The sequence below is a fragment of the Pseudohongiella acticola genome (assembly GCF_001758195.1).
In the GTDB taxonomy this organism is placed as follows: Bacteria; Pseudomonadota; Gammaproteobacteria; order Pseudomonadales; family Pseudohongiellaceae; genus Pseudohongiella; species Pseudohongiella acticola.
Window position 1 is genome coordinate 1,581,338 of record NZ_MASR01000001.1, and the last position, 15,603, is coordinate 1,596,940.

16 protein-coding genes and 1 pseudogene are annotated in these 15,603 nt (G+C 55.9%); 15 read left to right on the forward strand and 2 right to left on the reverse strand.

Annotation, left to right across the window (positions count from 1 at the left end; all coding sequences use genetic code 11):
* Positions 1 to 37 precede the first annotated feature (37 nt).
* From accB to tatC, 15 genes and pseudogenes are all read left to right on the forward strand, one after another.
* Positions 38 to 499: an acetyl-CoA carboxylase biotin carboxyl carrier protein gene (accB, locus tag PHACT_RS06675; protein ID WP_070116471.1), complete on the forward strand. Its 462-nt coding sequence runs from the start codon at positions 38 to 40 to the stop codon at positions 497 to 499.
* A 12-nt stretch (positions 500 to 511) separates the two neighbouring features.
* The gene (accC, locus tag PHACT_RS06680; RefSeq protein WP_070116472.1) at positions 512 to 1,864 is read left to right on the forward strand and encodes an acetyl-CoA carboxylase biotin carboxylase subunit; all 1,353 of its coding nucleotides are present in this window, start codon (positions 512 to 514) and stop codon (positions 1,862 to 1,864) included.
* Positions 1,865 to 1,899: 35 nt separating this feature from the next.
* On the forward strand, positions 1,900 to 2,787 hold the full coding sequence (prmA, locus tag PHACT_RS06685; RefSeq protein ID WP_070116473.1) for a 50S ribosomal protein L11 methyltransferase: 888 nt from the start codon (positions 1,900 to 1,902) through the stop codon (positions 2,785 to 2,787).
* 2 nt (positions 2,788 to 2,789) lie between these two features.
* Entirely contained in the window at positions 2,790 to 3,410 is a 621-nt protein-coding gene (locus tag PHACT_RS06690) for a DUF3426 domain-containing protein (RefSeq protein ID WP_070116474.1), read from the forward strand.
* Positions 3,403 to 4,458 (forward strand): tRNA dihydrouridine synthase DusB, encoded by a 1,056-nt coding sequence (gene dusB, locus PHACT_RS06695; RefSeq protein ID WP_070116475.1) that lies wholly within the window; start codon positions 3,403 to 3,405, stop codon positions 4,456 to 4,458. The genes PHACT_RS06690 and dusB overlap by 8 nt, the downstream gene beginning before the upstream one ends.
* On the forward strand, positions 4,455 to 4,790 hold the full coding sequence (gene fis, locus PHACT_RS06700; protein WP_083264399.1) for a DNA-binding transcriptional regulator Fis: 336 nt from the start codon (positions 4,455 to 4,457) through the stop codon (positions 4,788 to 4,790). The genes dusB and fis overlap by 4 nt, the downstream gene beginning before the upstream one ends.
* Before the next feature lie 97 nt (positions 4,791 to 4,887).
* Complete coding sequence (gene purH, locus PHACT_RS06705; RefSeq protein WP_070116476.1) at positions 4,888 to 6,459, forward strand: bifunctional phosphoribosylaminoimidazolecarboxamide formyltransferase/IMP cyclohydrolase; 1,572 nt, start codon at positions 4,888 to 4,890, stop codon at positions 6,457 to 6,459.
* A gap of 19 nt (positions 6,460 to 6,478) precedes the next feature.
* Entirely contained in the window at positions 6,479 to 7,786 is a 1,308-nt protein-coding gene (purD, locus tag PHACT_RS06710; protein ID WP_070116477.1) for a phosphoribosylamine--glycine ligase, read from the forward strand.
* Between the two features lie 136 nt (positions 7,787 to 7,922).
* Positions 7,923 to 8,579, forward strand: a complete 657-nt coding sequence (coq7, locus tag PHACT_RS06715) for a 2-polyprenyl-3-methyl-6-methoxy-1,4-benzoquinone monooxygenase (RefSeq protein ID WP_070116478.1) — start codon at positions 7,923 to 7,925, stop codon at positions 8,577 to 8,579.
* A 10-nt stretch (positions 8,580 to 8,589) separates the two neighbouring features.
* A complete protein-coding gene (gene ubiB / locus PHACT_RS06720; RefSeq protein ID WP_070116479.1) occupies positions 8,590 to 10,158 on the forward strand; it encodes a ubiquinone biosynthesis regulatory protein kinase UbiB in 1,569 nt (522 codons plus the stop codon).
* A 17-nt stretch (positions 10,159 to 10,175) separates the two neighbouring features.
* On the forward strand, positions 10,176 to 10,589 hold the full coding sequence (gene hisI / locus PHACT_RS06725) for a phosphoribosyl-AMP cyclohydrolase (RefSeq protein ID WP_070116480.1): 414 nt from the start codon (positions 10,176 to 10,178) through the stop codon (positions 10,587 to 10,589).
* Between the two features lie 48 nt (positions 10,590 to 10,637).
* Positions 10,638 to 11,015: a phosphoribosyl-ATP diphosphatase gene (locus PHACT_RS06730; protein ID WP_070116481.1), complete on the forward strand. Its 378-nt coding sequence runs from the start codon at positions 10,638 to 10,640 to the stop codon at positions 11,013 to 11,015.
* Positions 11,016 to 11,078: 63 nt separating this feature from the next.
* A complete protein-coding gene (gene tatA / locus PHACT_RS06735; RefSeq protein WP_070116482.1) occupies positions 11,079 to 11,324 on the forward strand; it encodes a twin-arginine translocase TatA/TatE family subunit in 246 nt (81 codons plus the stop codon).
* 158 nt (positions 11,325 to 11,482) lie between these two features.
* A pseudogene (gene tatB, locus PHACT_RS16765) lies at positions 11,483 to 11,941 on the forward strand (Sec-independent protein translocase protein TatB); the annotation flags it as partial.
* Between the two features lie 180 nt (positions 11,942 to 12,121).
* Positions 12,122 to 12,985 carry a twin-arginine translocase subunit TatC gene (tatC, locus tag PHACT_RS06745; protein ID WP_083264401.1) on the forward strand — a complete coding sequence of 288 codons (864 nt, stop codon included), beginning with the start codon at positions 12,122 to 12,124 and terminating at the stop codon, positions 12,983 to 12,985.
* 18 nt (positions 12,986 to 13,003) lie between these two features.
* Here the strand turns inward: tatC and dtd are convergent, their stop codons facing one another.
* A complete protein-coding gene (gene dtd, locus PHACT_RS06750) occupies positions 13,004 to 13,441 on the reverse strand; it encodes a D-aminoacyl-tRNA deacylase (protein WP_070116483.1) in 438 nt (145 codons plus the stop codon).
* Between the two features lie 138 nt (positions 13,442 to 13,579).
* A complete protein-coding gene (typA, locus tag PHACT_RS06755) occupies positions 13,580 to 15,406 on the reverse strand; it encodes a translational GTPase TypA (RefSeq protein WP_070116484.1) in 1,827 nt (608 codons plus the stop codon).
* Positions 15,407 to 15,603: the final 197 nt, after the last annotated feature.

The window sequence follows — 15,603 nt, forward strand, 5'->3', positions numbered from 1 at the left end:
CTAAAAAGAAGCAAATCCCAGGTAAAGAGACATTATTATGGATATCAGAAAAGTAAAAAAACTCATTGAACTGCTCGAATCGTCCGATGTCGCGGAAATCGAGATCAAGGAAGGCGAAGAAGCCGTTCGTATCAGCCGCGCCAGCAAGGTGACTCCTCAACCCGTGCAGTATCAGAGCGCACCCGCGCCGGCTGCTCCCGCGCCAGCGCCATCAGCACCCGCTGCGCCAGCACCGGACGCAGGCAAGGACACCCAAAAGGTTCGTGGCAATGTCGTAAAGTCGCCCATGGTTGGGACCTTCTACCGGTCACCCTCGCCGTCATCACCCGCGTTTGTTGAAGTCGGCCAGCATGTAAAAGTGGGCGATGTCATCTGTATCGTAGAAGCCATGAAGATGATGAATCAGATCGAATCCGATCACAGTGGTGTAGTGGAAGCGATACTTGTCCAGGACGGCGAGCCCGTTGAATTCGACCAGGCACTGGTCACCATTGTTTAAGGGTTAACACCAATGCTTGAGAAAGTCCTGATAGCCAATCGAGGCGAGATAGCCCTTCGAATCCTGCGGGCCTGCAAAGAGCTTGGCATTAAAACCGTGGCGGTTCATTCCAGCGCTGATCGCGACCTGATGCATGTGCGTCTGGCCGACGAGTCGGTCTGCATTGGTCCCGCCAGTGCCGCCAAGAGTTACCTCAATGTGCCTGCCATCATCAGCGCCACGGAAGTCACCGACGCCGTCGCCATTCACCCGGGTTACGGCTTCCTGTCTGAAAATGCCGATTTTGCCGAACAGGTTGAACGCAGCGGATTTGTTTTTATTGGCCCACGCGCAGAAACCATTCGCCTGATGGGAGACAAAGTTTCTGCCATCAAGGCCATGATTGAAGCCGGCGTACCGACGGTGCCCGGCTCTGACGGGCCACTGGACAATGACTCCGATCGAACCCTGAGCATTGCCAAGCGCATCGGTTATCCGGTGATCATCAAGGCCGCTGCTGGTGGTGGCGGTCGCGGCATGCGTGTGGTGCACAGCGAAGCAGCACTGCTGAAAGCTATTTATGTGACCCAGTCCGAAGCCAAGGCGGCATTTGGCAGTGATGTTGTGTATCTGGAAAAATTCCTGGAAAACCCGCGTCACGTGGAAATTCAGGTGCTCGGCGATGGCCAGGGTAACGCAGTTTATCTGGGCGATCGTGACTGCTCAATGCAACGACGCCACCAGAAAGTGATTGAAGAAGCACCTGCACCCGGCATCCCCGACCATGTCCGGGCCGCCGTGGCAGAGACCTGCATTAAGGCCTGTAAACTGATGAAGTATCGCGGCGCCGGCACTCTGGAGTTCCTGTACCAGGATGAGCAGTTCTTTTTTATCGAAATGAACACGCGCGTTCAGGTTGAGCACCCGGTCACTGAAATGGTGACTGGCATTGATATCGTCAAGGAACAACTGAAGATTGCCAGTGGCATGCCACTGTCCATCAAACAGGAAGATGTCAAAATCAAGGGCCATGCCTTCGAGTGCCGTATTAACGCCGAAGACCCTTCATCTTTTATGCCCTGTCCCGGCAAGATCAACCTGTTCCACGCCCCGGGTGGCAACGGCATACGGGTCGATTCGCACATTTACAGTGGTTACACTGTGCCGCCGTATTACGACTCACTGATCGCCAAGCTGATCAGCTACGGTGTCGACCGCGACGAAGCCCTGGTGCGCATGCAGAACGCGCTGGACGAGCTTCTGATCGATGGTATTCGCACCAACACGCCGCTGCACAAGGACATACTGCGAGATCATAATTTCCGCAAAGGTGGTGTCAACATTCACTATCTGGAAAACATGCTTAATGGTCACAAAAAGGCCTGACGGCTGAGCCCGATTCCCGGGAAGCGGATATTCCTATGCCATGGTTACAAATCAAGGCGCGCATCACCGACGCTGAAGCGCCCCTGATGGAACAGCTGTTCCAGTCAGCGGGCGCGGTCTCGGTGACGCTGCTCGACGCCGAAGACGAAGCGGTTTTCCAACTGGACCCCGATAGCACCCCTTTGTGGCAACAGACCATGCTGTGCGCGCTGTACGAATCCGACGCTGATGCCGATAGCATAATCGCCCTGATCACTGCCGGTAGCCGTTTGCAGGAAAGCGATCTGCTGACAGAAAACATTGCCGACCAGGACTGGGAACGCGCCTGGATGTCGGACTTCAAACCCATGCGTTTTGGCGACCGGCTCTGGGTCTGTCCCAGCTGGAGCGAACCGCCGGAACCAGAGGCAGTCAATATCATGCTTGATCCGGGCCTGGCATTTGGCTCAGGCACTCACCCCACGACTGCGCTGTGTCTGGCCTGGCTCGATAGCCAAGAGCTGACCAACAAACGTGTTATCGATTACGGCTGCGGTTCCGGCATTCTTGCCATCGCCGCCGCCCTGCTCGGCGCCTCGAGCGTGGTGGCCGTGGATAACGACCCACAGGCAGTGACCGCCAGTGGCAACAACCGTGACATGAATGGCGTCTCGCCCGAGCTGATGACTGTGCATCTGCCGGGTGAATCACATGAACCGGCCGACGTGGTCGTGGCCAATATCCTGTCTGGCCCGCTAGCGGAATTAACGCCAGTGCTCGCCAGTCTGACGCTGCCAGGTGGCAAACTTATTCTGTCCGGCGTCCTCTCTGAGCAGACAGAAACCCTGATGGCATCCTATGCACCTTATTTTGCCATGCAGCCACCTGTCATCAGCGACGAATGGGTGCGAATCGAGGGCACCCGTCTGAACACGGTGGTCTGATTATGTGGACTGTGATTGACACAACAAAAGCCGCTGACAGGGGCAGCAGAACTGCCACAACGCTGGCATCCCAGTTGCCCGAACTGGAAGATGGCGACCAGATTATTGCTGGCACGGTTGCACATCGTCAGAAAACATCTGCCTGGCGCAGCGCCGGCTACGCGGTTCTGAGCCTGCTGTTGGCAGCAAGCCTGATTGCTCAGATCGGCTACCCGCATCTGGACCGACTCAGCCAGCATGAAACCCTGCGGCCATGGCTGTTGTCGTTTTGCCAAACCCTGCAATGCATATTGCCCATCCGCCAGGACAGCAGCCTGATCGCGAGCCGAGGCCTGTCCATTGGCCCGCATCCCGATTACCAGAACCTGTCGCTGATGACCCTCACATTTACCAACACGGCTGACTTTCCACAACCGCTACCCGCGATCGAGCTCAACTATTCTGATGTTGCGGGCCAGACCGTTGCCGCTCGACGCGTTTATCCGCGCCAGTACCTGAGTGAATCGTCTGCGGCGCAGGCGGCATTTGCGCTGTCACCCGGCGAGAACGTCAACGCACACCTTGAATTTGCCACGCCGACTGCCGATGCGGTGAATTATCAGGTACGATTTGTTTATGAGTAGTTTTACCCTCGGTCGACATACGCTGCGGCAGCCCCTGATCCTGGCCCCCATGGTCGGCGTCAGCGATCTGCCGTTCCGTGAAATCTGCCTGCAACAAGGGGCGACCCTGACGGTTGCGGAGATGGTTACGTCCAACCCCGAGCTCTGGCACAGTGAGAAAAACCGCCTGCGCCTGAAACGCTCGTCGACCTGCGGCCCCGACATCGTGCAGATTGCTGGCTTCGACCCGCAGATGATGGCGGACGCTGCCCGTATCAACGCAGATCAGGGCGCCGAAGTGATCGACATCAACATGGGATGCCCAGCCAAGAAAGTGTTGAAAAAAGCTGCCGGTTCCGCGCTGCTGAAAGATCCCGCACTTGTCGAGCGCATCCTGCTGGCTGTCACCGCCGCTGTTGACGTTCCCGTCACCTTAAAGATTCGCACGGGCTGGTGCCGCGACAACCGCAATGGCCTGGACATCGCCCGAATCGCAGAAGACTGCGGCATCGCCATGCTCAGCGTGCATGGTCGGACCCGGGAGTGCCGTTTTCTGGGCGACGCCGAATACGACACCATTGCCGAGATAAAACAACGCGTCTGCATTCCTGTTATTGCCAACGGCGACATTGATAGCCCCCGTAAAGCCCGCTACGTGCTCGATCACACACAGGCTGATGGCCTCATGATAGGGCGTGCGGCACAGGGCAGTCCCTGGATCTTCAGGCAGATCCGTCAATATCTGGATACCGGGTCGGTGTGTGACAAACCTTCAACGCAGGATATCTGCAACCTGATGCTGGATCATATTCGCGCCCTGCATGCATTCTATGGTGATTTTCGTGGCGCACTCTTTGCCCGTAAACACATAGGCTGGTACAGTAAGGACCTGCCGAGCGGCGAGTCACTCAAGCAGCAGTTCATGCAACTTGAGGATGCCAGATCGCAACTTGATTTGCTGACAGCGTACCTGAACGCGGGCATCGGCAATCAACCCGATACCAATGCCTGGCCGATGTCTGTGCCGCGCCCGACTGATAACCGGAGACCGCAGGTAATTGCCCGATGAAAAAAGAAGATCCGACTAACGGACTGCCCGCAGAGGTGCTGCTACCCCCTACCGAACCAACGGCATTCAGTCTTGAAAGCAGCCACTGCAGTTTGCGCGAAGCCGTGGAAAGAGCGATGGCAAATTACTTCGCGGACGTCGACGATGAAGGGATGATCAGTGACCTGTATGAGCTGGTATTGAGCGAAGTTGAAGCACCATTACTGCAGGCAGTTCTCAAGCACACCGACGGCAACCGCAGCCGGGCCTCTACCATGCTGGGCCTGAATCGTGGTACTCTACGCAAAAAATTGAAGCAGCACGGCCTGCTGGATTATAACCAGCGCCGATAGCATTGCTCCCAGCGTCAGCAGTCGCCGCTATTGTCAAATTGACTTAGAACTGCCCCACCCCACCTTTTTAACACTGCATTCAAGTAAAGATTACGTTATGTCTACAGATAACCCTGCTGTCATCCGACGCGCCCTGATCAGCGTCTCGGACAAAACCGGTATTGCCGACTTCGCTCGCTCCCTGCATCAGGCGGGCGTGGAAATTCTGTCAACCGGAGGTACCTTCCGTCTGTTACAGGAAGAAAAAATCCCCGCCATCGAGATTGCTGACCACACCGGCTTCCCGGAAATGATGGACGGTCGGGTCAAGACCCTGCACCCAAAAGTACATGGCGGTATACTGGCGCGCCGCGACATTGATGGTGATGTGATGCAGGAACACGACATTCCGCCCATCGACCTGGTTGTGGTCAACCTGTACCCGTTTGAAGCCACCGTCGCCCGGCCTGACTGTGATCTGCCCACAGCCATAGAGAACATCGACATTGGCGGCCCTACCATGCTGCGCGCAGCGGCCAAGAACCACGCCTGGGTTGCCGTGGTCACCAACCCGGAAGACTACGTCTGTATTATCGCCGAAATGAAACTGAACAATGGCGGCCTGAATCAGGCAACCCGGTTCAACCTGGCCGTGAAAACCTTCGAGCATACCGCCGCGTACGATGGCGCGATCGCCAATTATCTCGGACGCATCGTCTCCGGCAGCGACTACCCGCGCACCTTCAGCACGCAATTCCATAAGCGGCAGGAGCTGCGTTACGGCGAGAATCCACACCAAAGCGCCGCCTTCTACAGCGAAGCATCGCCACAGGAAGCCAGTGTCAGCACTGCCTCACAATTGCAGGGCAAAGAACTGTCCTACAACAATATTGCCGACACTGACGCCGCCCTGGAGTGCGTCAAGAGCTTCTCCCAGCCGGCCTGCGTTATTGTCAAACACGCAAACCCCTGCGGTGTTGCGCTAGCCGACAACATTGAAGCAGCTTATCAGCTCGCCTTCCAGACCGACCCAACGTCAGCATTCGGCGGTATTATCGCGTTCAATCGCGAGCTTGATGCAGCAACGGCAAAGGCCATCATTGATCAACAGTTCAGTGAAGTGATCATTGCCCCTAACGTAGCCGATGACGCACTGACCGTGCTTGCAGCCAAACCCAATGTCCGCGTTCTGAGTTGCGGTGAGTGGGCGGCACAGGCATTGCCAGCCTGGGACTTCAAACGTGTTAATGGTGGTTTGCTGGTGCAGGATCGTGACACCCATCAGATCAGTCGGGACGACCTGACCGTGGTCAGTAAGCGCCAGCCCAGCGAACAGGAGTTGAATGACCTGATGTTTGCCTGGACGGTGGCGCAGTTTGTTAAATCCAATGCCATCGTCTATTGCAAGAACCAGCAGACCATTGGCGTCGGCGCCGGCCAGATGAGCCGGGTGTACAGTGCCAAAATTGCCGGCATCAAGGCCGCCGATGAGAATCTGACCGTGGCGGGTTCAGTGATGGCGTCAGACGCCTTCTTCCCGTTCCGTGACGGTATTGATGCTGCTGCAGCGGCCGGCATTACTGCGGTCATCCAGCCCGGCGGCTCAATGCGTGATGCCGAAGTCATCGCAGCGGCTGATGAAGCTGACATGGCGATGGTTTTCACGGGTATAAGACACTTCAGACACTAAAACGAAGCGGACTGGGTTTATGAATATTCTGGTACTTGGCAATGGCGGGCGTGAACATGCGCTGGCCTGGAAAATGGCGCAGTCGTCCAATATAGAGACGGTGTTTGTTGCCCCGGGCAATGCCGGTACGGCTACCGAAACCGGCATTGAGAATGTCGCCATCGATCCGCTGGATTTTCCGGCCCTGGCTGATTTTGCCAGGAACAACAACGTCGGGTTGACGGTTGTGGGTCCCGAAGCGCCTCTGGTGGCCGGTGTCGTCGATTATTTCACGGAGCAGGGCCTGCGTTGTTTTGGCCCCAGCAAAGGCGCAGCGCAACTGGAAGGATCCAAAGCCTTTACCAAGGATTTCCTGGCACGACACAAGATTCCCACCGCCAGCTACCAGAACTTCACCGACGCCGACGCTGCCATCGCCTATGTCAAGGCTCAGGGCACCCCCATTGTGATCAAAGCCGATGGCCTGGCAGCGGGCAAAGGCGTCATCATTGCAGAGAATCAGGACGACGCCGAAGTCACCATTCGCGATATGCTGTCTGGCAACAGTTTTGGCGATGCCGGCAGCCGTGTGGTCATAGAGACATTTCTGCAGGGCGAAGAAGCCAGCTTTATTGTCATGGTTGACGGTGAACATGTGCTGCCGCTGGCAACATCACAGGACCATAAACGCCGCGACGAAGGCGACAAAGGACCCAACACGGGCGGCATGGGTGCATACTCTCCAGCGCCGGTTGTCACACAGGATACCCACGACCGGATCATGGCCGAAGTCATTATGCCCACGGTGCAGGGCATGGCCGCGGAAGGCAACCCCTATACCGGTTTCCTGTATGCCGGGGTGATGATCTCCGATCAGGGTGCCGTCAATGTCATCGAATTTAACTGCCGCTTTGGTGACCCCGAAGCACAACCAGTGATGATGCGCCTGCAATCAGACCTCAGCGACCTGTGCGAGGCAGCGCTGGACCAGCGTCTGCATCAGGTTCAGGCACACTGGGATGATCGCGCCAGTATTGGAGTGGTACTGGCCAGCGGCGGTTACCCCGAAGCGTACGAGAAAGGTGCGGTCATCAACGGCCTGCAGAATACCGTCGGTGATGAAAGCAACGCCAAAGTGTTCCATGCCGGTACCACGCTGAAAGATGGTAAGGTAGTCACTAACGGTGGGCGCGTGCTGTGCGCCGTGGCGCTTGGCGACACCGTGACCCAGGCACAGCAGGCCGCCTATGCGCTGGCTGACCGAATCAGCTGGGACAAAATGATGTGCCGGCGTGACATTGGTCACCGCGCCATCACCCGGGAAATGCAACGGGCCACGCCCGCCTGACGACTCGAAAAGCAACAGATCCAACTGTCAGGCAGGTGTGTGTAATCAGAGCAGGCTTGAACTGGCTTTAACTGGCTTTAACTGGCTTTAACTGGCTTTAACTGGCTGACAAGGACACAGGGGAAGGAGGCATACCATGGATACGAAACAGGATTTATTGTCATTCGATCTGGCTGACCGACTGGTTCTGCAGCTCGACCAGGCCCTGCACACACTGATTCCTGGCAGCAGCACCGCCAATCGGCATTCACCGGCGCTCGCTGCCGACGATGCTGAACTGTCCGATAGCGAGCGCCAGCAGGCCGCTGCATTAATGCGCATCAACCATACCGGAGAGGTGTGTGCCCAGGCACTGTATCAGGGACAGTCCCTGACTGCCCGGCTGCCCGATGTGCGTGCCAGCATGGATCATGCTGCGCGGGAAGAAGTTGACCACCTGGCCTGGTGCGAAAGCCGCCTGCAGGATCTGGACAGTCGCACCAGCCTGCTTAATCCGGTCTGGTATGCCATGTCTTTTGGCATGGGCGCCGCCGCAGGACTGGTTGGCGACAAATGGAGCCTGGGCTTTGTTGGCGAAACCGAACGTCAGGTATGTGACCACCTGGAAGATCACCTCGACCGATTGCCGGCCAACGATCAGAAAAGTCGTGCGGTGCTGACGCAGATGATTGTTGATGAGCGCACTCACGGTGACGCGGCCATGGCCGCCGGCGGCGCTGAACTGCCCTTACCCGTCAAGGCGGGTATGAAACTGATGGCAGGGGTCATGAAAACATTGACCTACCGGATCTGAGACCATAGCGGTGTCCCATCTCCCCCGTCTATTAAAGATTTTTGCGGTTGCCGCCAAGTACCGCCTGCATACACTCAGCCCGTTGACGGCGCGCTCATGGCTGGTACGTCTGTTTATGGCCATTATCGGCCTGCCCTGGACAGGCAGCGCCGCGCGTCGGTTGTCACCGGAACAGCGCCTGCGCAGGGCACTGGAAGAGCTGGGTCCGATTTACATCAAATTTGGTCAACTGCTGTCGACGCGGCGTGACTTTTTGCCGCATGCGCTCGCTGATGAACTGCAGAGCCTTCAGGACCGGGTGCCCGGTTTCACCTCACCCAGCATCACCACGATTGTTGAGGCCGCGCTGGAGAGCCCCTGGCAGAACCATTTCAGTCATATCAATAATAATGCACTGGCATCCGCATCCATTGCCCAGGTGCACGAAGCGACGCTGCTGAACGGTGATCAGGTCGTCATCAAAGTGCTTCGACCCGGCATCAGTGAAACCATCCGCCAGGACATTGTTGTACTCAAGTGGCTGGCCCGGCTGATCGAGAGACATGTTCCAGATGGCCGCCGTTTGCGCCCGCGGGAAGTAATCGCAGACTATGAGCACGTCATTCTGGGCGAACTCAACCTGATGTCAGAGGGCGCCAACACCACCCTGCTGCGCCGCAACTTTGAACACTCATCCCTGCTTTATGTGCCTCAGGTTTACTGGGATGTCAGCCGTGATGGCATGCTGGTGACCGAACGCATCAATGGCATTCCGGTGTCTGACGTCACACAACTGACTGCGCGCCAGGTCGATCTGAAAAAGCTGGCAGAAACCGGTGTCGAGATTTTTTTCACCCAGGTATTTGAGCACAGCTTTTTCCATGCCGACATGCATCCCGGCAATATCTTTGTTGATGCTACGGACCCACAAAACCCGCGCTACATTGCCATCGACTGTGCCATCATTGGTTCACTGAGTCGCGAAGATCAGCAATACCTGGCGCGCAACCTGTTGGCCATTTTCAAGCGCGATTATCGTAAAGTGGCTGAACTTCACGTCGAATGTGGCTGGGTGCCCAAAACCACCAAAGTCGTTGAGTTCGAAGCGGCCATGCGCACCGTGTGTGAACCCATTTTTGAAAAACCGCTCAAGGACATATCGTTTGGCTACCTGCTGGTACAACTGTTCCGCACCGCCGGGCGTTTCAATATGGAGGTTCAGCCGTCCCTGGTGTTGCTGCAAAAAACGCTGCTCAACGTTGAAGGACTGGGTCGCCAGTTGTACCCGGAGCTGGATCTGTGGCAGACTGCGCTACCGTTTCTGGAGAGCTGGAACCGTCGCCGCATGAAACCCTCGTTCCTGTGGCGCGAGTTGAAAAATCATGTGCCCGACTGGGTCGAGCAATTCCCGCACCTGCCGCAACTGGTACTGAACAGCCTGCATCAGCAGGACAAACTGCAGGCGCTTAATGACACCCTGCAAACCGTTATCGGGCAACAGCGGCAACAGGAAAAGCGACGGCGACGGAACACAAAACGCCTTGTCACGGCGACTGTGGTGATCGTATTGCTGGCCGCATTTTTGTATTTTACGCAGTGAAAGAGCATACTGGTAACATGATTCATACAGCCTGGCTGGATCAGATCAAGTGGAATGACGATGGTCTGGTCCCTGTTGTAACACAGGACCGCCAATCCCGTCGTCTGCTTACCCATGCCTGGATAAATCGTGAAGCGCTGGCACTGACGCTGGCGGAAGGCCGCGCCGTGTATTGGTCGCGCTCGCGCCAGAAAATCTGGCGCAAAGGCGAAGAATCCGGCAATGTGCAGCGTATTCATGACATTCTGCTGGATTGTGATGGCGACACCGTCTGTTACCTGGTTGAACAGATTGGCGGTATTGCCTGCCATACCGGGCGTGAAAGCTGTTTTTACCGGACATTGACGACGGTTGACGGCGAGCCGGGCTGGCAGATCAGCGATCCCGTGTTAAAAGAGCCATCGGCCATGTATACAAAACCCGGCCACTGACATCAGCCCCGGATTTGAGTTAACAGAAACGTCATAAAGCAATCGACTATGATTACAACCAAGAATACATCAGAGGGCACACCCACCAACACATCAGGGGCCGATGTGCTGGCACAACTGGCCACCGTCCTGGCTGAACGCAAGCAGGCTTCTGCCGATGCGTCATACGTCGCCAGCCTGCACCAGAAAGGCCTGAACAAGATACTGGAAAAAGTCGGCGAAGAGGCCGTAGAGACCATTCTGGCAGCGCGCGATGCGGAGGCCGGCGGCGATGCTGCCGCATTGATCAGCGAAACCGCCGATCTGTGGTTTCACAGCATGGTCATGCTGAGTCACCTGAACCTGAGCCATGAGCAGGTATTGGAAGAACTGGCAAAGCGATTTAACATGTCTGGCCTGGTGGAAAAAGCATCCAGGGCCGGTTAGATAACAGCAACATCATATTCAGCGTCACTCAGGTGACAACTTTTAGGGTATATCGGAGGAAACATGGGTATCGGCGGCATCAGTATCTGGCAATTGCTAATCATCGCACTGATCATAGTGCTGTTGTTTGGCACCAAGAAGCTGCGCACATTGGGCTCCGACCTGGGCGGTGCGCTCAAGGGCTTTAAGCAGGCAGTTAAAGACAAGGACGACGACAGTGAAGAAGACGAGCCCGGGCAGCTGAACTCCGAGGCCATGCACAACGAGGCGCACACTGACGCCCAGGCCGACAAAACGAAAGACAAGTAAGCGCAACGATGCCGGAAGCCACAATGGCGCTTTCGGTTAATTGCGCCTCTCGACGCGACAACTGCTTCATCCTGGCAAAGGTTTTCAAGGCCCGGCTCCGGATTAAGAGATCTGCTTCGTGAGTTCATCTTCATGGTAACAGCACGTGGAACGCAGCAATGTTTGATATAGGCTTTATGGAGCTGCTGCTCATCGGCATCGTAGCGCTGCTGGTACTGGGCCCTGACAAACTGCCTGGCGCCATCCGCACTGGCGCTCTGTGGTTTGGTCGCGCCAAACGCAGCTTCAATAACGTCAAAGCCGAGATCGAGCAACAGATCAACACCGATGAGATTCGACGTCAATTACATAACGAATCCATTCTGGGCGATATCGAAAAGGCCCGAAAGAACGCCGATAAACTGATCAAAGACACACAAGCAGATATCAAGAGCACTGAAGAAAGTGTCAAGCGCTCAATCAATCCGGACAGTAACAACAAGGTAGCTGGTAAAACCACATCCAGCGCCGACGAAGGCGTACCCACGCCGCCCCCCGAAGGCTATCAGGTGCCGGAGAAGGCAAAAACCGCGCCGCCAAAAACTGCCAATACGGAACCGGAAACACCTGAAGAACCCGCACCCGCTATTGACGATGAGCAGGCAAATCCCAGCGAAGACTCTGACGACACAACATCGCAGGATATCTATAGCACCCCACCAACCGGCATCGTTAGTATGCAAAACGGGAAGTTTTCCGCCACTGATGATAAACCGAAGAACTCGGACTCATCTTCCGGCGAGAAATGAGAGACTGACATGACGCAAGAGCCTTCAGCGGATAAAGAGCCTTCAGCGGGCAAAGAGCCTTCAGCTGGCAAAGAGCCTTCAGCGGGCAAAGAGCCTTCAGCCGGTAAAAGTAAACACCACTCCGAGGTAACGGGCGACCTGACCCTCGTTGGCCACCTGGTCGAGCTTCGCGATCGCCTCCTGCGCTGCATTGCCGCCTTGCTCGTGATTTTTCTCGGCCTGATCTATTTTGCCAACGACATTTACACCTTCGTTGCCTCGCCACTGGTCTCCGTGTTGCCCCCAGACACCAGCATGATCGCGATTGATCCGACGTCACCCTTTTTTACGCCTTTCAAACTGACGTTCTATGCGTCGCTGTTTATCTGCGCACCCTACCTTCTGTTTCAGATCTGGGCATTCATCGCACCCGGCCTGTACAGAAATGAAAAATCACTGGCCATCCCGCTGTTTGTTTCCAGCGTCCTGCTGTTTTATGCCGGCATGGCCTTCGCCTACTACGTTCTGTTTGGCGTTGTGTTCAGCTTTTTTGTTTCCGTGGCTCCCGAAGACATTGCCGTCGCCCCCGACATTGCCAGTTACCTGAGCTTCGTATTAAAAATATTCTTTGCCTTCGGCTTTGCCTTTGAAATTCCCATCGCCGTTTTCCTGTTTATGTGGGCAGGCCTGATTGAGCCGGAAAGCCTCAAGAAAAAGCGTCCCTACGTCGTGGTCGGATGTTTTGTTGTGGCCATGCTGCTAACGCCGCCTGACCCGTTCACGCAATCCCTGCTGGCACTTCCCATGTGGATGCTGTTCGAACTCGGTGTGTTTTTTGGTACCGCCTTCCTGAAGAAGAAAGCAACGGAAGAGGCACAGAATCCCGACGCCTGACCTGCGTCGATAGAGAACTTATTGCCGCAGAAGAAACGTGACCGGCCCGTCATTCTCCAGCAGGACTTTCATATCCGCACCGAACACGCCTGTCACCGTATCAGTGTGCTGTAGCCGCAACCACTCAACCAGGTCATCATACAGGGCTTCAGCCTCTGCAGGCGGCATTGCTGAAGAGAACCCCGGCCGCAATCCTTTGTCGGTTGACGCAGCCAGCGTGAACTGCGACACCAGCATCACCTCAGCAGCAACGTCTGTGGCACTGCAATTCATGCGTCCTTCAGCATCCGCAAACACCCGGTAGTTGAGCACCTTGCTTAGCAACTTCTCGCCGGTTGCAAACGAATCGGTTTTTTCGATACCCAGAAAAACAACAAGCCCCCGACCGATGGCGCAATGTTCAGCGCCATCAATACGGAGGCTTGCATGATTAACCCGCTGTATCAAAGCTATCATGGAATACACCAATGTCAGTTATCTGCGCACGATGCCCAGTAGTGAGGGGTTGTGAGCGAGGGTGTACCCGAGGAACCTCCCCTTGCTGCTGGGCAGCGTACGCCACCACTGCCAGGAGACTCCTCGTGGAGCGCTCACTTAACCCCGAGCCAGCCCACCACGGCTGGCACGCTTGCGATCACTCTCCGTCAGATGCTTTTTACGGATGCGAACACTTGCCGGGGTAATTTCGACCAGCTCATCCTCATCAATAAACTCCATCGCCTGCTCCAGCGTGTGCCTGACCGGTGGCGTCAAGGTGATGTTTTCGTCGGTACCCGAGGCGCGAACGTTAGTCAGCTGCTTGCCTTTGATGGGGTTGACCACCAGGTCATTGTCACGGCTGTGCAGGCCGATGATCATGCCTTCGTACACTTCCACGTTTGGCTCAATGAACAGACGACCACGCTCCTGCAACGCCCACAGCGAATAACCCAGCGCCTTGCCAGTGACCATCGAGACCAGCACGCCATTTTTGCGCGCCGCCAGATCGCCGGGTTTGGCCGGACCATAATGATCAAACACGTGGTTCATCATGCCAGTGCCCGACGTCATGCTCAGGAACATGGAGCGGAAACCTATCAGACCGCGCGTGGGCACGGTAAAGGTCAGACGCACACGGCCTTTGCCATCCGGCAACATGTCGGTCATCTCCGCGCGGCGCAGGCCCAGCTCTTCGATGATGGAACCCTGATGCTCGTCGTTACAGTCGATCATCAGAACCTCGAATGGCTCGCTGACAACACCATCGATTTCTTTCATGATTACCTGCGGACGAGAAACCGCCAGCTCAAAACCTTCTCGACGCATGGTTTCGATCAATACCGACAGGTGCAATTCACCACGACCAGACACTTTGTACTTATCAGGTGTTTCACCCTGTTCAACGCGCAGCGCTACGTTGTGAATCAGCTCGCGATCCAGGCGCTCCCTGATATTACGCGTGGTGACAAATTTGCCCTCACGGCCGGCAAACGGTGAATCGTTGACCTGAAAGGTCATGGTAATGGTGGGCTGATCCACGGTCAGTGGTGTCATCGCCTCAACATGGTCCGGGTCACACAGGGTGTCGGAAATGTTCAGCCTGTCCAGACCGGTAATGCAGATAATCTCGCCCGCGCTCGCCTCGGTCACATCCACCCGATCCAGGCCGAGGTGGCTTTTTACCTGTAAAATCTTGCCTTTACGGGTTTCACCGTCCTTATCAATCACAGTCACCTGCATATTGGGTTTTGCAACACCGCCGGTGATTCGACCGATACCGATAACACCGACATAGCTGTTGTAGTCCAGGGCACTGATCTGCATCTGAAAAGGTGCATCGGCATTTACCGGGGGTGGTGGCACTTTATCAATGATGGTCTGGAACAACGGATTCATGTCATCGGCCAGATCATCAGCTTCCATACCGGCAATGCCGTTCAAGGCTGAGGCGTAGATCACCGGGAAGTCCAGTTGCTCATCGGTGGCACCGAGTCGATCGAACAGGTCGAATACTTCGTTCAGCACCCAGTCAGGGCGTGCGCCGGGGCGATCCACCTTGTTGATAACAACAATCGGGTGCAGGCCCTGGGCAAAGGCTTTCATGGTCACAAAACGGGTCTGGGGCATGGGTCCGTCCACGGCGTCCACCAGCAGCAACACGCTATCCACCATGGACATCACGCGCTCGACTTCACCGCCAAAATCAGCGTGTCCGGGAGTGTCCACGATGTTGATATGGTAGCCATTCCAGTTAATCGCGGTGTTTTTGGCGAGAATGGTGATGCCGCGCTCTTTTTCCTGGTCGTTTGAGTCCATAACCCGCTCTACGGAACCACCGCGATCTCCCAGCGTACCGGACTGTTGCAGGAGTTTGTCGACCAACGTGGTTTTACCGTGGTCAACGTGGGCGATAATGGCGATATTGCGGATCTTCTCAATCACTGGGGACACCTATTACAAAAAGGGGGGCACTGCCGAAAAAAAGGTGGGCGATTATACATCAGCTATCTTGACAATTCCATTACATGGGCTGCATTCACTCAGAAATTCGACCTACCAATGATTATCACTGACAGTGATCTCCGAAGACCCTGAAGCCACGATCGGCCGTTGCAACACCCCTGAATGCCACACCTGAC